This is a genomic window from Streptomyces sp. NPDC052721, assembly GCF_040678315.1.
Taxonomy (GTDB): Bacteria; Actinomycetota; Actinomycetes; order Streptomycetales; family Streptomycetaceae; genus Streptomyces.
In genome coordinates, this window is the sequence record NZ_JBFATL010000015.1 from 40,874 (window position 1) to 58,516 (window position 17,643).

The 17,643-nt window shown below is 69.1% G+C and carries 16 protein-coding genes and 1 pseudogene; 11 read left to right on the plus strand and 6 right to left on the minus strand.

The window, feature by feature from the left end:
- Positions 1-93 precede the first annotated feature (93 nt).
- The 4 genes from AB0L21_RS16875 (at position 94) to AB0L21_RS16890 (ending at position 4,774) form a co-directional block, all read left to right on the plus strand.
- Positions 94-567, plus strand: coding sequence for a hypothetical protein (locus tag AB0L21_RS16875; protein ID WP_365705127.1), 474 nt, complete (start codon positions 94-96; stop codon positions 565-567).
- Positions 568-1,692: 1,125 nt separating this feature from the next.
- Entirely contained in the window at positions 1,693-2,580 is an 888-nt protein-coding gene (locus AB0L21_RS16880) for a GNAT family N-acetyltransferase (RefSeq protein WP_365784700.1), read from the plus strand.
- A 326-nt stretch (positions 2,581-2,906) separates the two neighbouring features.
- On the plus strand, positions 2,907-3,473 hold the full coding sequence (locus AB0L21_RS16885) for a hypothetical protein (protein WP_365784702.1): 567 nt from the start codon (positions 2,907-2,909) through the stop codon (positions 3,471-3,473).
- Complete coding sequence (locus AB0L21_RS16890; RefSeq protein ID WP_365784704.1) at positions 3,470-4,774, plus strand: MFS transporter; 1,305 nt, start codon at positions 3,470-3,472, stop codon at positions 4,772-4,774. Before AB0L21_RS16885 ends, AB0L21_RS16890 begins: the two co-directional genes overlap by 4 nt.
- Positions 4,775-4,925: 151 nt before the next feature.
- Here the strand turns inward: AB0L21_RS16890 and AB0L21_RS16895 are convergent, their stop codons facing one another.
- Entirely contained in the window at positions 4,926-5,345 is a 420-nt protein-coding gene (locus tag AB0L21_RS16895; protein WP_365784706.1) for a hypothetical protein, read from the minus strand.
- 144 nt (positions 5,346-5,489) lie between these two features.
- On the opposite strand from AB0L21_RS16895, the gene AB0L21_RS16900 reads away from it, so the two are divergent.
- Positions 5,490-5,672 (plus strand): hypothetical protein, encoded by a 183-nt coding sequence (locus AB0L21_RS16900; RefSeq protein WP_365784707.1) that lies wholly within the window; start codon positions 5,490-5,492, stop codon positions 5,670-5,672.
- 847 nt (positions 5,673-6,519) lie between these two features.
- On the opposite strand, the gene AB0L21_RS16905 is transcribed toward AB0L21_RS16900, so the two are convergent.
- The gene (locus AB0L21_RS16905) at positions 6,520-7,914 is read right to left on the minus strand and encodes an amidohydrolase family protein (protein WP_365784709.1); all 1,395 of its coding nucleotides are present in this window, start codon (positions 7,912-7,914) and stop codon (positions 6,520-6,522) included.
- Positions 7,915-8,719: 805 nt separating this feature from the next.
- On the opposite strand from AB0L21_RS16905, the gene AB0L21_RS16910 reads away from it, so the two are divergent.
- Positions 8,720-8,938 (plus strand): SDR family oxidoreductase, encoded by a 219-nt coding sequence (locus AB0L21_RS16910; protein WP_365784852.1) that lies wholly within the window; start codon positions 8,720-8,722, stop codon positions 8,936-8,938.
- A 277-nt stretch (positions 8,939-9,215) separates the two neighbouring features.
- Here AB0L21_RS16910 and AB0L21_RS16915 read toward each other — a convergent pair whose 3' ends face one another.
- Positions 9,216-9,992: an SDR family oxidoreductase gene (locus AB0L21_RS16915; protein ID WP_365705105.1), complete on the minus strand. Its 777-nt coding sequence runs from the start codon at positions 9,990-9,992 to the stop codon at positions 9,216-9,218.
- 149 nt (positions 9,993-10,141) lie between these two features.
- Complete coding sequence (locus AB0L21_RS16920; protein ID WP_365784711.1) at positions 10,142-10,978, minus strand: SDR family NAD(P)-dependent oxidoreductase; 837 nt, start codon at positions 10,976-10,978, stop codon at positions 10,142-10,144.
- A 173-nt stretch (positions 10,979-11,151) separates the two neighbouring features.
- Here AB0L21_RS16920 and AB0L21_RS16925 point away from each other — a divergent pair, with 173 nt between their 5' ends.
- Positions 11,152-11,631 (plus strand): MarR family transcriptional regulator, encoded by a 480-nt coding sequence (locus tag AB0L21_RS16925; RefSeq protein ID WP_365784713.1) that lies wholly within the window; start codon positions 11,152-11,154, stop codon positions 11,629-11,631.
- Between the two features lie 389 nt (positions 11,632-12,020).
- Here the strand turns inward: AB0L21_RS16925 and AB0L21_RS16930 are convergent, their stop codons facing one another.
- Positions 12,021-12,896 carry a helix-turn-helix transcriptional regulator gene (locus AB0L21_RS16930; protein ID WP_365784715.1) on the minus strand — a complete coding sequence of 292 codons (876 nt, stop codon included), beginning with the start codon at positions 12,894-12,896 and terminating at the stop codon, positions 12,021-12,023.
- A 304-nt stretch (positions 12,897-13,200) separates the two neighbouring features.
- Here AB0L21_RS16930 and AB0L21_RS16935 point away from each other — a divergent pair, with 304 nt between their 5' ends.
- The 4 genes and pseudogenes from AB0L21_RS16935 (at position 13,201) to AB0L21_RS16950 (ending at position 15,881) form a co-directional block, all read left to right on the plus strand.
- Positions 13,201-14,082, plus strand: coding sequence for a helix-turn-helix transcriptional regulator (locus tag AB0L21_RS16935; RefSeq protein ID WP_365784717.1), 882 nt, complete (start codon positions 13,201-13,203; stop codon positions 14,080-14,082).
- Positions 14,083-14,557: 475 nt separating this feature from the next.
- Positions 14,558-14,875, plus strand: coding sequence for a hypothetical protein (locus AB0L21_RS16940; protein ID WP_365784719.1), 318 nt, complete (start codon positions 14,558-14,560; stop codon positions 14,873-14,875).
- 332 nt (positions 14,876-15,207) lie between these two features.
- Positions 15,208-15,300 (plus strand): annotated as a pseudogene (locus tag AB0L21_RS16945) (hypothetical protein); the annotation flags it as partial.
- A 125-nt stretch (positions 15,301-15,425) separates the two neighbouring features.
- Positions 15,426-15,881 carry a hypothetical protein gene (locus tag AB0L21_RS16950; RefSeq protein WP_365784721.1) on the plus strand — a complete coding sequence of 152 codons (456 nt, stop codon included), beginning with the start codon at positions 15,426-15,428 and terminating at the stop codon, positions 15,879-15,881.
- 214 nt (positions 15,882-16,095) lie between these two features.
- Here AB0L21_RS16950 and AB0L21_RS16955 read toward each other — a convergent pair whose 3' ends face one another.
- Complete coding sequence (locus AB0L21_RS16955; RefSeq protein ID WP_365784723.1) at positions 16,096-17,574, minus strand: aldehyde dehydrogenase family protein; 1,479 nt, start codon at positions 17,572-17,574, stop codon at positions 16,096-16,098.
- Positions 17,575-17,643 lie beyond the last annotated feature (69 nt).

Below are 17,643 nucleotides of genomic sequence, written 5' to 3' on the forward strand. Positions count from 1 at the left end.
TCGACGCCGTTGGCGAATTTCCCGTGCCGACGGAGGTTGGTGATCACTAGGTTTGTGCCATCAGGGTTGAACGGCCTGCTCGGAGGGGTGAAGGTGGAGGACTCGCAGGTCACCTTCCGCTTGGAGCGGGGTGTAACCGGGTTCCGCGACTGGAGTGACCCGCTCCTGCCGAGTACTGATCCCAGGACCTGCCGTGCCGCCTGGTATGCCGCGGGGCGGGCTGCGGGCGCGCAGGTCGAGGACTTCACAGAGCAGGAGTACCCGCAGAACTTCCACAGTGCCACGATCAGCGATCGGGACGGCACACACATCGCGCTGTTCCACGCTCACTACCCGCTGATTGCCTTCGTCGGAGACCGGCGCTACTGGTACACCGACGAGTTCCAGGAACCTCCCACTTGGGCCACCGTCCTCACCGACGTCGGCTTTGTCGTCTTGAGCGCAGCACAGCTCCTGTCACCGCTGACGGAGTCGGACACCTCTGCCCTGTCTGCGACGGAGTGGCGTCAGATCAAGCACTGGCGGCCGGAGACTCTTGGCGCAACACTCTTCAACTCATGGGACTGATGGCCAGTCCGTGTTGGACGCAGGCCTGCCGCGTCTGGTGGGCAGGCTGGAGGGCTGCCAGATGGGATGTGCGGGTCCGGGCTCTTGGGGTGTCGGTCCATCACGCGTTGAGGCGGTGGAAGTTCATCGCGGTGGCGGTGAGCTGGTCCTGTAGCCGCGTCTCGGCCAGGCCGTGATACCGGCATCGCCGCAGGCCGAAGGCTGGTGTCCACCAGATCGACCTTGTGGTCCCGGCGTGCGGTGACCCCCCTGGCCGTCGCGTAGCCCGCGTCGACCAGGTGCCGACCAGGCAGGAGGTGCCGATCGGCGAGATACGCGTGGATCGGGGCGACCAGACGCACGTCCTGGATGATGGAGTCGGTTGTCGCGACGTGCGTGATCAGGTTCGGGCTGTCCGGCTCGCATGTCTCGGTGAGGTGGACCTTGTAGCCGTCCCAGATGACGGCACGCTTCATGCTCCCTCGCGCAGCGGTGTCGTAGGGCGTGACCAACCGCTCCGCGCCAGGCGGGCGGTCCTTGAGGTCCCGGCGGCGGACCTGCCCGTCGTCGACGAAGTACTGCTGGATCCACATCCGCCGCAGGTCTGGACCAGGTCGAGTAGCCGCAGGGACGCAGGGGCGTCGGGTGCGTGCAGGGCGGCCAGCAGCTCCAGCCCGTCGGCACCGATCTGCTCGATCAGCTCGGTCCGTTCAGTCTTCCCCTTGGGCAGGCGGGTGTCCTCGAACCGGATCGCGTACCGGTCGAACCAGTCGGACGGAACCCAGTCGGCCAGCCACTACGGCTCGTGGGCGGCCACGCAGTTCGGTGCGGCCCGCAGGGTCTCACCGAGCCGCCGGGCGGTCGACTGCTGGTCGGTTGAGACCCGCTTGTAGATCAGGTTCGCCATCGGCCCTTCCGCACGGAGGAATGGACCCGCTAAACCCTGTCATCAATCACCATCGGATCCGATGGGACCGGCGGGCGCCCGGCGTCCCGGCATGTCCGGGTTCATTGGATGCGCGCGGCACCTGTCGGCAAACGATCCTTTGCCGACAGAAGCGGCGGCTGATCGGGAGCAGTCAGTCACGTGGCTGAAAGGCGTTGAGCCAGCAGTCCCCGAGTCGAGGTCATCCGGGATCATGAAGCATGCTCCCGGATGACTGGCACCTCACCCAAGACGTCGACGACTTCCTCGCGCGAGCCGGGGACTTCCTGTCCTCGCGCGCCGCCCTGCACAACACGCCGCTGACGGACATCGCGAAGCTGCGGATGCGTGGGGCGGCCGATCACGACGCCGAAGCCGCCGTTTTCGGCCGACTGGAGGCACAGGGCGAGGTCCGCGCGATCTTCTATCTCACTCCGCGCGGACGCCTGGGCCTCACGCCTCTCTCTGTCGAGCAGACCGACACCCTCGCTGCACACCTGGCCGGCCTCGGCCACTCACCCGCCAACGTCATCGCGGACCGCGACACCGCTGGCGCTTTCGCCGAGTCATGGCAGCAGCACACGGGCGCGACTCCGGAACCTTTCTGGCGGACGCATCTCTACCGTCTCGGCGCGCTCACCCCACCGCAGCCGCGCCCGGAAGGCCAGGGGCGCCTAACGGGCGGCAAGGACAGTGAGCAAGTCGTGCGCTGGTGCCGTGAGTTCTGTGTCGACGTCGGGGAGCAGTCCTCCATCGACCTGATCGACGCCGGCTCCTGGGAGGACTCGCGTTTCGGCGACAGGCACTTCACGTTCTGGGAGACCCCGGACGGCACCCCCGTCTCGATGGCGGCCGCGACCTCGGTCATCGGCGGCATGGTCCGGGTGGACCCCGTCTACACCCCGGCCCACCTCCGCGGCCGCGGCTACGCCGGAGCCGTAACGGTGGAGGTGAGCAGGGCCGCGCTGGCCGCGGGGGCGACGGACGTTGTCCTGTTCACGGACCCGGACAACCCCACCAGCAACGCCCTCTACCAGCGCATTGGGTATGTCCACGTCGCCGACTTCGCCGGATACAAGTTCTCCTACGGCGCACCACAAGCCGGGTGAGGGTCTTGACCGACCCGCACAAACCTGCCACCAGTACCGGCTGGACCCGCCGCGAAGCGGCTGACGAAAGCGGCGGCGCGCACGCTGATCAGCCTTCTGTGGTGAAACTCAGTCCAGTTGGCGGGTGCCGCCGCCCTGGGCTGCCGCACCGGCGGGCCGGACCGGATCGGCGGCGAGACGGCGTACCGGGTGCGTGCGCCGATACCGTTCGGGCGCCGACGCCGCGGACCGGCCGGCCGCGGCGCTGACGGCGGTCGCCCGGGCCACCCGGCCCTGGTTCCGGCGGCCGGGACGTCGTCCTCGATCTCATCGCCCACGGACGGGAGTTGCCGCTCGCGGACGGCTGGGACCCGGCCCGCGCCGTGGGCTCCTACACCACCAGCCACCCGCTCCGCCTCCCCTTCGCCGACGACCCCGGCCGCCACCTGCGGCAGGTCGACCGCGCCCTGGACGCCGTACCGGACGGTGGCAAGGGCTATCTGGCGCTGCGATGGTCCGCCGATCCCGAGGTGCGCCGCGAGGCCGCCGGCTGGGGACGGGCCGAGCTGTCCTTCAACTACCTGGGTACGTCGCTCGCGGGCGCGGAGAACGGGCGGTTGTTCACCGTCGGCGAGCAGATCGGACCTTCGGGGAACGACGACGCCACGCGCTACCACGCCGTAGCCGTCCTCTTGGAATCCGACGGCGAGGAAGCGGTGTTCACCTGGAAGTTCGACCCGGACGACGTCGAAGGGGCGGCCGTGCGGGCCGTGGCGGCCGGCGCCGCCGAGGAGTTCACTCGGCCGACCCGGCAGCACGGCGCCCAACCGCCCTCGACGACGGGCATGTCCCTGCACGAAGTGAACCGCATGCTCGCCGAACTGACCCGAGAGAAGAAGAGCCCCTCCGCATGACATCGACGACCACCCGTGACAGGCGCCCCCTCACCGCGCTGGTGACGGCGAACTACCTGTCCTGGATCGGCAACACCATGACCTTGGTCGCGGTGCCGCTCTACGTGCTCCAGATCTCGTCCAGCGCCACCGAGGCGGGCGCGGCGGGGTTCGCCAACGCGCTGCCCATGATCGTGGCCGGCCTCGCCGGGGGCCTGATCGCCGACCGGGTCGGCCCCAAGCGCACCAGTGTGGTCGCCGACCTGGCCGCCGGGGCGTGCATGACCGCGGTGCCGTTGCTGCACGGCACAGTCGGTCTGGCGCTGCCGGCACTGATGGCGCTGCTGTTCCTGCGCACCCTCGCCGACGCGCCGGGCGCCGCGGCCCGGCTGGCGCTGCTGCCCCGGGTGACCGCCCGCGGGCAGGTGCGCTCGGAGACCGCCAACTCGCTGTTCGCCTCGGCCCAGCGGGTGGCGTTCGTGGTCGGCCCGCCGCTCGCCGCGGTGATGGCGGGCCTGACCGGCCCGACCACCGTGCTCTACGTGGACGCGGGCACGTTCCTCGCGTCGGCCCTACTGATCATGGCGGTGCCGGGAGGGAAGCCGGCCTCGCGGTCCCAGGAGGCGGAACCGGGCGACGCGGCGGAGCCCGCCGGGGCCCGTCCGGGCCTGCTGCGGGAGGTCACCGAGGGCGCGCGCCACATCCTGCGCACCCCGGTGCTGGCGGCCGTCATCAGCGTGGTGGTGTGCACCAACTTCCTGGACGACGCGCTGACCCCAGTGGTGCTGCCGGTCTACAGCCGCGAACTGCTGGGCGGCGAGCGGGCGGTGGGGCTGCTGCTGGCGGCCAACGGCATCGGCGCGGTCGTCGGATCGTTCGCCTACGCCCCGGCGAGCCGCAGGCTGCTGGCCAACCGGTGGGCGACCTTCGTAGGCTGCTTCGCGCTGATCTGCGCCGCCCGGCTGGCCATGGTCGCCGAACCCGGGCTGTGGATCATGCTGGCGATCACCTTCGCCATCGGACTGGCCAGCGGACCGGTCAACCCCCTCGTCACCGGCGTGGTGGAGCGCTCCACCCCGCCGGACGCGCTGGGCCGGGTCTGGGGCGCGGTGATGGCCCTGGCCTTCGCCGCCGCGCCGGTCGGCATCTTCGCCACGGGCTGGCTCGCGCAGAACATCGGCCTGCGCCCCACCCTCGGGCTGTTCGGCGGTCTGTACGTGCTGCTCATCTGCTACGTGGTCAGGAACCGCCCGCTGCGCGGCCTCGCCGGGCCCGCGGAGACGCGGACACCGGTCTCCGAGGACGCGACGACGGCGGGCTGACGCCGTGCCCGAGCCGGACGGGACGGTCTGCACTGACCGCTGTCACCAAGGACGGGCTCGCGACACATCACGCACCGCTCAGCCAAGAGCCGGTTCAGCGCTGTGACCGTGTGACGGCGGCGCCCCGTGGATGTGACAGCCGGTGCGACGGTCAGCCCGCCTCGTCCCCGGCCCCGTCGGCGGGAACGGCCGGTCGGGTACGGCGCGCCGTCATCACACCGGCGGTCGCTGCGGTGGCGGCCAGGAGCACGGCGGCTGTGCCAAGCGCGTGTTCGGCCGCGGTGCGGGGGCCGCCGGTCGTGTCCAGGTAGATCCCGCCGATGAGAGCGACGCCGAGCGTTCCGCCGAATTGTTGGACGGCGTTGAGCAGTCCCGCCGCAGTGCCGGTCTCCTGCGGTCCGACGGCTCCCAGCGCGGTGGTGAAGAACGGTGGCGTGAACAGCCCTGAGCCCAGCCCTGCCAATGCGAGGGCGAACGGGAGGGCCGTCGGGTAGGCGTCGGGGGCGGCGGCGCGGTAGGCGAGCGCGGCGGCGGCCAGTCCACCGGCGAAGGTTGCGAGGCCGGCGTGCATGACGCGCCCGCCGTACGGGGGACGAGGTGGCTTCCGGCGGACCAGGAGCCGACGGCCAGTCCCGTGGACCAGGGCAGCAGGCTGAGTCCGGCGGTAAGCGGCCCGTCGTCGAGGCCGAGTTCGAGGTGGAGGACGACGGTGATCATGACGCCGTTCATCACGGCGACGACCGGGCCGACGAACCTGGTGGCGCACGCGCTGTGCCGGGACGCAGAGGCGCTCCACGCGTACCTCACGCGGCGCGTGGCACGGGAGGAGGTGGCACGCATGGAAACGGCCCCGGTACTGCGCACGTACCAGGCGGCGGTGGCTGTGCGGACACCCTGATCCCGCCCCGGTTCCGGTGCTCGCCCGAATGGTCGGTCACGACGGCGCCACTACCGCCCGCCTCGCCGAATGGGCTGGTGAACCTGGTGCCACGATGGCCTTGGGCGGGCCGTGGACAGCAGTCACCGGCTACGCTCAGAAAGCATCGCTGCTCATGACAGGTGACCCCAGGACCGCGCCTGCGGACCGCGCATCGACGCGCGGCAGGCGGGTGTACCACGCGCCAGGTGCGGTTCGGGCCCTTGGGCCGGTGCCGAGCGAGCTTGCCACCGACCCCGCCCGGGCCCCAGCCGTGGGTGACGGAGATGCGGTGGCCCGCGTCAAGGCCGACCAGAGCCACACGCCCGTTCGACGACCTTCACGTTCCGCCCGCCGGCCCGCCCTTTCCCCACCAGCCGCCCGTCGGCGCGTACCTGGGAATCCTTCGGGGCGTGCGGAAGAGCGATCACAGCATTGGTCGCTGCGGCGCATGGACGGTCATCTCCAACCGCCAGGGCGCGTTGTGCCACAGCACGCGCACCGCACCGTGCAGGGTGGGCGGCTGGCCCCGTGCAGGAGACGGAACCGGGATGCGGGCGCACCTCCCATGTCGCGTACCCCGGTGTGGTCGGGCAGGCGCCGAGGAGTTGGTGCGTCAGGGCGGCAGCACCCCAGTGGGCCAGCCGTGCGCCATGCTCGTGTTAACCGATCCCGTGCCCTTCGACGGCCGCAACTCCACTGCCACCTGGGCCGCCCGAACGGTGCGTCGGCGGGGCAGCGCCCACCTTCGGCACCCCGCGGGCCGAACACGGCAGTGCCCGTTCTCGCCGACGAAGTGGTCAGAACGGGCACTGATCAGGTACAGGGGTCAGGAGGCCTGGGCCATGATGTAGTCGCGGGAGGCGGCGATCTCGCCGCGCAGCGCCTCGACGTTGATGTCGAGCAGCTGGCCGTTCCACTTGCGGACCTGTCCGGCGACGAACACCGAGTCGATGTTGCGCGTGTCCGAGCCGAGGACCACGGTGCCCACCGCGTTGTTCAGCGGCATGTTGTTGATGTCCTCGGCACGGATGACCAGCAGATCGGCCTGCTTGCCCACAGTGATCGAGCCCGTCACGTCAGCCAGCCCATTGGTGCGGGCACCCTGGAGGGTGGCGAAGTCCAGCACGTCCTGCACGCCGATCCGCGACGGCTCCTGGCCGGTGCCGTAGACGGCGTTGACCGCCCGCATGCGCTGGATGGCGTGCAGGGCCCGCATCTGCGTGAACATGTCGCTGGCCAGAGCCACCTCCACGTCGATACTCAGGCCGGGGCGTACGCCGACCGCGAGGGCCTCGTCCACGGCCGGTACGGCACTCTCCAAGCCGATCTGCGCATCGGACGTGGGTGCCAGAGCGATCGTCGTGCCGGTAGCGCCGATCGCCTTCCACGCCTCACCGGTCAGACCGGTGGAGTGGATGAGCGTGACGTCGGGCCCCAGCAGTCCTGCCTGCTCCCAGGCCAGGATGGCCTGCGAGGAAGCCGTGCCGAAGACAGCGTCCACGCTCACCCCGACCCCCAGCTCCCGCGCACTGCGGGCGAGGTCGGGTCCGTACGCCAGGGCCGGCCCGGCGATCTCGTCGGTGGCCAGGCTGGCCAGCCGGAAGGTCAGCAGCTTGCTGCGGTACTGCTCCTGCAGACGAGCCACATCGGCCGGCCACTGCTTGTCCCAGTCCCCGAAGTGCGGGGCCATGGCGGCGTGGACCCCGCGGATGCCGGTGTCCAGCAGACCCTGCACCGCCGCGTCGGAGTGCTCGGCGGTACGGGAGTTGTGGGAGAAGTCCAGCATTGTAGTGATGCCGCTGTCCAGCGCCGTCAACGCCGCCAGCTTGGTGCCGATGTACATGTCGGCGGGCCGGTACACCGGCGCGATGCCCAGCAGCGTGCTGGTGACGTATCCGGCCAAGTCGTCGACGTCGGGCATGATCCGCCGCAACTGCGCCTCCCAGGCGTGCCGGTGGGTGTCGACGAAACCTGGGGTGATGATGCAGCCGGCCGCGTCGATGACGACCGCGTCGGCGATGGATCCCTGTGCTCTCAGATCCGGCCCGACGGCGGCGATCACGTCGCCCTCGATGAGCACGTCACCCTTGTCCAGGACACCGACGGCGGGGTCCATGGAAACCACCGTGGCACCGGTCAGCAGGACCCGGCGACCGGGGACATCGGCGTTCTTACGCAGCTGCGCGAGCAGCGACTGACGAGTGGTGTCGTTGAGGTACATGAGCGCGTCCAATTCTCATGAGGCGGGGGTGGCCGCCATCCGCGGGCCGGTGAGGATTCCAGATTCCATCGCTGCCGACTTGCCAACCAGGCCGCCGATTTCCTGGGTGTGCCGCACCCAGGAATCGCTCAAGCACCGCGTTGATCACCCGTGTACTGCGGTGGCTGTGCGGGGCACCGCTGAACGCGGACAGGTGAACTTCGCCAAGGCGCGGGCCAGCCGCATCCTGGCAGCCTGCTGTCGAAGTTGCCGACCCCCACGAGGCGGCTTTCCACGGGTCTACACGCGGCGGCAGCCCGACTTGGCAGAGCTCGCGCCGCCGGCAGAAAGACACCACTCTCGGCAGCACCCGGCGACGGCCGACCCACGTCTGCCGACGCCCTACTCCGCAGGAAGCGGGTGTGCACCGCGACTCACCAGCTCCGGCAGCGGCCAGTTGCGCAACGCCGCATCGTAGGGCTGCGCCGCGGCCACCAGCAGCGCCTGCCTCGCTGATGCGGTGAGCCCGTCCATCTGCCGGGCGCGATCGGGCGGTGCCGGCAGCGGCGAGGAGTCAGCAGCAGGCCAGGCGCAAGCCATCTCCGTCGGGGACAGGGCGGCCAGCACCGACAGCAGCGCTTGTGGCGCGCCGCTGGGGCCAGCAGCCCCTGCACGGAAAAGGGCAACCTCCAGCGAGGACGGCGGCGCAGAGGCGGACCGCAGCCCAGAAGGGCTCCACGCACAGCCACGACGTGCCATCCATGGCCCTCGTGCAGCCACAACCTCATGGTGAAGACGATGGCGTATCAAGGCGGCACGATCCATTATCGTCAACGCCCTCGCTTCCGGCCTCACCCACACCGCCATGACCCAGCCCTGGCTCGACGACCCCGTCAAGCGGGACATCGTCATGGCCGGCCCCCGGATGGGACGCGCAGCCGACCCGGAAGAGATCGTGGGCATGGTGCTGCACCTCGCCTCCCCGGCCGCTTCCTTCACCACCGGAGGCGTCTTCGTCGTCGACGGCGGCCAGACCACCCACTGAGGCAAGCACCCGGGCCAGGTGGCGTGCCGAGTTCGGCACGCCACCTGGCCACCCCAACGGCACCCCAGACGGCGCACGCGAGCGGAATCCGCCAGAAAATCGCTCCGGCACCGGGCACACCCACACCTATAGACCTCATGCGGAGTTGGACATGACAACACCCGGCCGGAGCAGGCAACACAGCCTCAACCGTCCGGCGAGGTCGCCGCTCATCGCCCGCGAGTCGATCCCGGATACGCAGGCGTGTGGACCACCGCTGGACACACGTCGGGGCGGCTCAGATGGCCTGGGCGGTGGGGAGGATGGTGATCTCGGTGAGGTTGACGTGGCGGGGGAGGGCGGCCATGAAGGCGATGGTCTCGGCGATGTCGGCGCCCTGGAGGACGTCGATGTCGTGGATGAGGTCGGCCATGAGCTTGGAGGCGTCGGGGTCGGTGACGTGGTCGGGGAGTTCGGTGTCGACCATGCCGGGCTCGATGGTGGCGACGCGGACCATCTTTCGGCCCAGTTCGACGCGGAGCAGTCGGGTGAGGTGGCTGATGTAGGCCTTGGTGCCTGAGTAGATCGAGAACTTTTCCAGGATGCGGGTTGCGGCGATGGAGGAGGTGTTGATCAGGTCCGCTGGCTTGCCTCGGGTGGCTGCCTCGGTGAGGTGGGGGAGGAAGGCGGCGATGACGTTCATCAGGCCGGTGATGTTGAGGTCGATCTGGCGCTGCCAGTCGTCGACCTTGAGTTCCTCGATGCCCGAGATGAGCTGGACGCCGGCGTTGTTGAACACCAGGTCGGCCGTGCCGAACCGGTCGGCGACCTGAGCCGCAGCCGCCTGGACGGCGTCGCGGTCGGTGACGTCGACGGCGATGGCGAGGGCGGTGCCGCCGCCGGCCTCGATGTTCTTCACGACGCCGTCCAGGCGCTCCTTGCGCCGGGCGAGGACCACCACGGTGGCGCCGAGCTCAGCCAGGCGTTCGGCGGTGACGGCGCCCATGCCGCTGGAGGCTCCGGAGACGACGGCGACACGACCGGCCAGGGGGGTTCCGGTAAGCAGAGCAGACATTACGAAGACCTCTTCGGTGCGAAAGCATCGTGGGATTCGAGAGGGTGGGGGCCCGGCCGGCCGGATCCGAGGGGGATGCCCGCCGACCGGCCGGGCTGCTGTGGTGGCCGCTGCCGTCTTCGAGAGGGAGGTAGCCGGCCTCAGACAGATCAGACGTCGTCGTGGGCGGTGGCGGCGGACTTCTGGCGCCAGGGCTCCAGGTCGTCGCGGATCTGCTGGATCTTGACCTCCAGGCGCTCGAGCGTGTCGCGGCCGAGGTAGAGGTGGGTGGGGAGCTTCTCGGTCGAGGTGACCTCGACGATCAGAGCGGCGCCCTTGACCGGGTCGCCGAGCTGGGCGTGGTTGGCCTGGTCGATCCAGTCCAGGGTCACGTGGGCGGGAGTGCCGTCGTAGTCCGGGATGCGGTTGGCGGCGACGGACAGGGAGCTGGAGTCGAGGAAGTCGGTGCGGAACACGCCGGGTTCGACCACCATCGACTGGATGCCGAAGGGTGCCATCTCGACCGACAGGGCCTCGCTGATGCCGGCGACGGCGAACTTGGAGGCCGAGTAGAGGCTGACGCCGGGTTCGCCTTCGAAGCCGGAGCGGGAACCGATGTGCACCAGCTTGCCCGAGCCCTGCTTGCGCATGACCGGCAGGACGGCGCGGGTGACGTTGATGAGGCCGAAGACGTTCAGGTCGAACAGGGAGCGGGCCTCGGCGTCAGTGATCTCCTCCAGCGCGCCCAGCAGCCCGCGGCCGGCGTTGTTCACCAGGACGTCGATTCCGCCGAACTTGGCGACAGCCGCCTCGACGGCCTGCGGGATGCCGTCGTTGTCCGTGACGTCTAGACCGACCGGGAAGACGTTGTCGGCCTTCTTCAGATCGTCCGGAATTCGCTCCGGGTTGCGCACGGCGACGACCACATTGTTTCCTGCCGCCAGAGCGGAGCGGGCGATTTCCGCGCCGATTCCGCGAGAGGCGCCGGTCACGAACCACGTAGCCATGAGAGAAAACCTTTCTCGTTGCTTCCCCGTCGCCGGGGATTTCTTGCTTACGGATTCGAGTGTGCCCCTGGGCCAAGGCCGTATGAAGGCCGCGCTCTTCCTGGGTGTTCCATTCCTAGGAAGAGTCGACCGCTTGTTCGGTGACGTGTCAACAATCCGGTAGGATGGGTGACGTGTCCGAACCGCGATGGCTCACTCCCGACGAGGCTGAGGTCTGGGCGAAGTACCGGCTGTTGCGCCGTGAGTTGCAACGGGCCCAGGACCAGCAGCTTCAGCAGGATTCGGGTCTTTCGGCGGCGGACTATGCGCTGCTCGCGCCACTGTCGGAGTCAAGCGGTGGAGTACTGCGCGCCCGGGACCTCGGCAACGAGGTCGGGTGGGAGCGCAGTCGCCTGTCCCACCAGATCAGGCGCATGGAGAAGCGCGGGCTGGTGGTGCGAGAGGCTTGCGCCGACGATGCGCGAGGCTCGATGGTGCGCCTGACCGAGCAAGGCAGGTCTGTCATAAAGGCGGCTGCGCCAGGGCACGCGGAAACGGTGAAGAGGCTTTTCTTCGACCCTCTCGCGCCCGCCGAATCCGAATCCCTGGGACAGATATTCGACAAAATTCTCGGCGCCATTCGATCGAGCGCCCGAGACGGATCCGGACAATAGACGGGCTCTGGAATGGGTATCTCCCGGCGGAGTGGAGCCCTTGGTTGCCACAGCGCGTCGAGGTCCCCAGCCTGTCCAGAAGGTGCCGCCGCCTGGCGGCGGCACCGCCGAGCCGCCTGCAGCGAGCGACGCAGGTCGTTTCGCTTCTCCGTGCGGACGGGCCCAACCGATTTCCTGGCCGGCTGCGCGGGGGCCCAGGGCGCCGCACAGCTGTGACGGAACCTGTAGATGCCCCTTCCCGCACCGGTGGACGGCGGGGGAGGGGGGCATCTTGCAGCTCTTGTCTGCCGCGACCGCGGCCGTCGATGCCACTGCGACCTGCTGGCAGCATGGCTCGACACGCACGCTGGCGGATCACAGGTCGCCTCCCCCGGGGCAGCCGGAGCACGTCAGTTGTCCGAAGCCGGTTCTTGCTGCTGCGGCACGGTCGACGCGGTGATGGATCCCAGCAGCGCCAAGGCGTCCGCCGAGGGGGACTGCGGCTCGGCCTGCAGAATGATTAGCTGCTGGCCGGGGGCGCTGCGGATGGTGAGGGCCTCGTGCCGCAGCTCAAGGTCTCCGACCGCGGAGTGGTGTATCTGCTTGACCTCGTACGGGGGCACCCGTGTGTATTCCCGCGCCCATAGAGTGCGGAACTCGCTGTTGCGTACGGAAAGTTCCCCGACGAGTTCGAGGATGCGGGGATCGTCAGGCGTGCTCGCGGCAGTCTGCTGCAGATCTGCGACGGCTCGGTGCTTGGCCCTTTCAGGGCTGCGGTAGAAGGCTCCGGCTGCCGGATCAAGAAACAGCATCCGCAGGACGTTGTCCTGTTGCGCGAAGTCGGAGTAGAGGGCGTCGGCAAGGGGATTGGTCGCCAGGATGTCCTGGGCGTGGCCGATGATGAATGCTGGCGTCCTGTTCCAACTTTCGATCAGCTGCCGTAGGTGCGGCTGAACGCGCTCGACACGGACGGGAGGCTTCGTCCGCCGGGTCGCGGGCTGCGCCAGCCGGTACAGCTGGAGGACGTCCTCGTCGTCCAACCGCAGCACCCGCGCCACGGCGTCCAGGACGCGCCGCGAGGGGGCGAGTTCGCGGCCCTGTTCGAGCCGCATGTAGTAGCTCGGACTGACGCCTGCGAGAGCGGCCACCTCGTCGCGCCGCAAGCCGGGCACCCGTCGTCGGCCGGTGCCGGGCAGGCCCGCGTCCGTGGGGCTGAGGCGTTCCCGGCGGGCGCGGAGGAACTGACCCAGCCCTTCGACTGTGTCAGGGTGCGTGTCCTTGTGCATGCCTTCGAGGCTAGGGCGAAAAGTCCTCAGAAGGATCAGCGGACGGTGGGTGCATTACACCCAGGACCGAAGGTCCCCCCACCGGATGGGCGGCAGCAGCATGCGGCCGACGTGTGGTTCCGCCGTATGCCGCAACGGCTCCTGCGGCCCCCAGACGGCCCTCACGCCGAGCAGTGGAAGCAGAGCGCGGGGAAAATCTCAAAAATCAAGACCGGTGATCGCCTTCCGTAAGGGACAGAGCACCAAATGCTATATTACATGGGAGACACCTATAAAAGGCCGGAAACCGTCTAGTCTTACTGGCATGAGCAATGGGACGCCGTTGGGTGATTTTCTCAGAGCCCGCCGAGAGGACCTGAAACCGCACGATGTCGGTCTTCCCGAGCACGGGCGCCGTCGAGTACGGGGGCTGCGCAGGGAAGAAGTCGCGCTGCTGGCCGGAGTCAGCTCCGACTACTACATCAGGCTCGAGCAGGGACGCGAGTGCAGTCCGTCGCCGCAGGTCGTCGAGGCCGTGGCGCACGCGCTGAAACTGAACGAGGAGGCCACTGACCACCTCAATCGACTCTGTCTGGCCGCCTCGCAGCGTCCGCGTAGCTGGGGTGTCCAAGGGGAAGTGAGCAAGCAGCTGCTGGAGTTGATGGACGGCTGGGAACACACCCCCGCCTTCGTCCTCGGCCCCGCCATGGACGTACTGGCGGGCAACAGCCTGGCCACCGCGCTGCACGATGGCTTCGGCGAGTTCGACAACCTCGCCTACATGGTGTTCGTCGATCCGGCCGGCCGGGAGTTCTACCAGGAATGGGAACGGGCCGCACACTCGTGCGTCGCCGAGCTCCGCGCCGCCTACGGCTACGACCCCGGCTCCGAGCGGATCGCCGAGGTGGTCAAGGAACTGTCCGTGCTCAGCGAGGAGTTCGCCGACATCTGGGGGATGCACGAGGTCAAGAGCAAGTCCCAGGAAGGCAAGCACCTGAAGCATCCTCAAGTGGGCGACCTCCACATCAAGTTCGCGGCATTCACCGTGAACGGCGCCCCGCATCAGCAACTGGTCGTCTACCAGGCCGAACCGGCCAGTCAGACCGCCGCGGCCTTCGAGGCGCTGCGCGCCATGGCCACCGCCCCCAAGCAGGCCCAGGCGGCCGAGGTCATCCCCGACCTCGCAGTCAACGAACTCAAGTCGTGACCTGGCGGCCGGTTTCGCCTTGCACCGCCGAGAGCGGCCGCCGGCAGATCAAAGCCTGGTCCTGCCGCACCCAGGAAAAGCGCGGCCTTCATCCCGGACAGCCCACCCGCCAAGACTTGTCGGGAGCAGGCGCCGCGGGCCGCCATCTGCGCCGGCCCGCGCATCCCACGCATTCCCGGAGCAGACATGATCACTGTGAATGACCCTCGACGTCGAAGAACTGCGCCTGTCACGCAAGGCCACGTTCGGACACATAGTCGAGGTCTAACGTCCACCACGAGAAAACCGACCTCCGCTCTGCACAATACGCAGTGATCACCGACGCGCAGCAGGCCGAGCATCTGCCAGCGTGATGACATCACTCCGTAGGGAGCGGCCGGTGCCGTCGGCACAGCCTGACCCCCTGGCGGTGACACGCGGTCAGGAAGTCGGGCGATCCCGGCTGCCTGCGCGGTGCTGGCCCGTGCCCCCGGCGGTGCCAGCACCCACCGCCGCGCACGCCGCACATGAGGCGACCGACCTGCTCGCCCACTGGCGGCGCCGGGCGATCGTGGCTACCGACCGTAGGACCGTCGACAACCTGCTCGCCACCGCACAGGCCGCCGCACGCGAACACGGCGCCGTCGCCGGCCTCGACATCACGGCAGCGGCCGAGGAAGTCCTGGCCGCGGTCGCCGAGCGCCGCACCACGTTCCGCCGCCGCCACGTGCCGGCCGAGGCGCGCCGCTACCTGATGCGGACCCTGGCGGGGGCCACCGCCGAGCCGCAGTGGCCGAGCAGATCACCGATTTAGTCCTCGCCCACGGCGACTGCCTGGACATCACCCGGCCCGAGATCACCCCCCACACCCCGACCCGGTGCGCGCGGACGGCACCAGCCTCTACCGGCCCAACGGCTCAGCCACCTACACCACGCACTCCCTGCTCGCCGCCGAGAACCGGCTCCTGGCCGCCGCCCGCACCAGCGTCATCCCACCCGTCGGCCGGGGCACCTTCGCCCGCGTCGCCGCCCTCAACCGCGCCCCGATGGACGCCGGCCAGCGCGCGCCCGCCTCCTCCTTCGTCCTGTCCGAGCAACTCCTGCCGGCAGGACTGGGACCCTGCGGGCGCCGGAAAGACCACGGCGATGAAGTTGGTGGCCCGCGCCGTCGACGCCGCCGGCGGACGGCTGATCCCGCTCGCACCGTCCTCCCGGGCGGCGAAAGTCCTCGGCAGCGACCTCCAGCGGCGCGCCCATACCCTGTACTGCCGGCTGCACCAGCGCGCCCGCGCCACCGACGGAAAGACGGTCGGCAAGGATTTCCAGCTACGCCCGGCGACGTCGTCCTCATCGACGAGGCGGGTATGGCCGGCACCCTCCTGCTCGATCGGGTCCTCGCCGACGCGTCCGCCGCCGGGGCGGTGGTGCGCCTGCTCGGCGACCCGCACCGGCTCGCCGAGGGCTGCCGGCACGCCCCGCCCCGGCCCCGTTGGGCGTTGGGAATGCGGATCCGGCGTGCCGAAGCTGTGTGGGCGGCACTTCGCGCGCATGACGATGGTGGCAGACAGCGGTCCTGTGACATCGGTGCGGGGCCAGCTGCGGCACGGACGGCCGCGGCGGGCGCGCCCTGCGGTTGGTCCTCCTCTTCCCTCTGTGCTGTCCCCTTCCTCCTGCGCTCTCCCCGGTACCGGCGTCGGCCTTCCTGGCCTCGGGTCGACGTGGCGAGTCCGCCACATTCCCTCATGCTCTGCCCGCCCCCGCCTCGCGCGGTCAGCCGGAGTGAGGCGGGGGCGGTGGTGTCAGCATGGTGCGGTGGCTGACGTCGCCGACGGCGCAGAACGAGCAGTCGGCGACGGCGGTAACGTGGCAGGAGGCGTCCGCGCTCAGAAGCCGCCGTTGATCAGAACGCAGCGTCGCCGTCCTTCCGGCCCGTTGCGCTGGCACCGATCCCGCATGGACGACCCGCTCGCGGGGAGAACGTGACGGCTCAGCACTGCCCACGCTTCATCAGCCAGCCGATGGTGCCCCCACCAACTAGAATGGATACGTGCGCGCCGTGTGCTGGACCGATATCCAGTGCTGTCGGGTGAGTTCATCCAGCAGAGCGTGAGTTCCGTAGCGGCCGAGCCCGGAATTCTTCTCACCGCCGAAGGGTGCGTTGGGCATGTCGACCACAGGTGAGTCGTTGATATGAGTCATGCCTGCCTCGACGCGGTGAGCGAAGGCCAGGGCACGCTCGCCGTCTCCGCTGAAGACGGCGCTCGACAGGCCGTACTCCGTGTCATTGGCGAGACGCAGAGCATCGTCTTCGTCGGTCGCCCGGAGGATGGGCGCCACGGGACCGAAGATCTCGTTGGACGCCACAGCCATGTCGTTGGTCACGTCGGTCAGGATGTGGGGCGGAAGCACGAGTCCCTCCGGACTGCCGCCGAGAAGCGTTGTGGCTCCCTGTGCCCGGCTGCGCGTGAGCAGGTCGAGGACGCCATCCAGTTGACGCCTGCTGATGAGGGGCCCCACCACTGTGTCCGCCTCGTTCGGGTCACCGAATTTGAGATCTCGTACTCGGTCGACGTAGAGCTCGACGAACCGGTTGTAGACGGCGTCCTGGACGATGATGCGGTTGGCGCTGATACAGATCTCGCCCTGGTGGAAGAACCTGCCGAAGACTGCCGCCTTGGTGGCGAGTTCCAGGTCGGCGTCGTCGAGGACGACCAGTGGGTTGTTGCCTCCGAGTTCGAGCGCGACACGCTTCAGTCGCGGTCCGAGGGCCACTTGGGACGCGATGCGCCGTCCCACCGGAGTCGAGCCGGTGAACGAGAGTACAGGCGACAGAGGGTTCAGCACGAAGGCGTCCCCGATCGCGGAGGCGGGGCCGCTCACCACATTCAGGACGCCCTGCGGCAGGCCTGCCTCGTCGAAGATCCGGCCGAAAAGGAAACCGCCGGTGACTGGTGTCTCCAGCGAGGGTTTGATGACGACGGAGTTGCCGAGGGCGAGGGCCGGCACGACGGTACGACTGGTCAGGTGTGCGGGCCAGTTCCAGGGACTGATGACGGAGACGACGCCTACTGGTTTGCGGTAGTTCCGGTTCTCCTTGCCAGGGACGTCTGAGGGGAGGATGCGGCCCTCCGCCAGGTGCGGAAGTGTGGATGCGTGGAGGGTGATCGCCCGGACGGCATTCCACTCTGCCGTTGCTTTCATCCGAGTACTGCCGGACTCCTGGATCAGCCAGGTGATGATCTCTTCCCTGCGTCGCTCGATGATGTCAACGGCCCGGCGCAGGACGTCAGCCCGCTCGCCGGGGGGCGCTGCCCCCCACTCCAGCTGAGCGGCACGTGATGTGGTGAACGCCTCCGCGACATCCTCGCTATCGGCATCCGCTATGTCGAGCAGAGCCTTGCCTGTGTAGGGGTCGGTCACCGTCGTGGTAGTCGAGGCACGCCCGGTGCGCCATGAGCCGATCAACTGGTCACCGAAGGAATAGGGCGATGACGGGGACGATGCTTCAATCATGTCCTGTGTAGTCCTGACTGTCGGCGCGCCGCTGCGGCGCGCGGTTAGGAGGCGGAGGATTGTCCTGGA

Coding starts and splice junctions, on each gene's coding strand:
- AB0L21_RS16880 (WP_365784700.1), top strand. CDS start 1,693: ATGCTCCCGGATGACTGGCACCTCACCCAAGACGTCGACGACTTCCTC.
- AB0L21_RS16890 (WP_365784704.1), top strand. CDS start 3,470: ATGACATCGACGACCACCCGTGACAGGCGCCCCCTCACCGCGCTGGTG.
- AB0L21_RS16895 (WP_365784706.1), bottom strand. CDS start 5,345: ATGCACGCCGGCCTCGCAACCTTCGCCGGTGGACTGGCCGCCGCCGCG.
- AB0L21_RS16900 (WP_365784707.1), top strand. CDS start 5,490: ATGACGCCGTTCATCACGGCGACGACCGGGCCGACGAACCTGGTGGCG.
- AB0L21_RS16905 (WP_365784709.1), bottom strand. CDS start 7,914: ATGTACCTCAACGACACCACTCGTCAGTCGCTGCTCGCGCAGCTGCGT.
- AB0L21_RS16915 (WP_365705105.1), bottom strand. CDS start 9,992: ATGTCTGCTCTGCTTACCGGAACCCCCCTGGCCGGTCGTGTCGCCGTC.
- AB0L21_RS16920 (WP_365784711.1), bottom strand. CDS start 10,978: ATGGCTACGTGGTTCGTGACCGGCGCCTCTCGCGGAATCGGCGCGGAA.
- AB0L21_RS16930 (WP_365784715.1), bottom strand. CDS start 12,896: ATGCACAAGGACACGCACCCTGACACAGTCGAAGGGCTGGGTCAGTTC.
- AB0L21_RS16935 (WP_365784717.1), top strand. CDS start 13,201: ATGAGCAATGGGACGCCGTTGGGTGATTTTCTCAGAGCCCGCCGAGAG.
- AB0L21_RS16950 (WP_365784721.1), top strand. CDS start 15,426: ATGGCCGGCACCCTCCTGCTCGATCGGGTCCTCGCCGACGCGTCCGCC.
- AB0L21_RS16955 (WP_365784723.1), bottom strand. CDS start 17,574: ATGATTGAAGCATCGTCCCCGTCATCGCCCTATTCCTTCGGTGACCAG.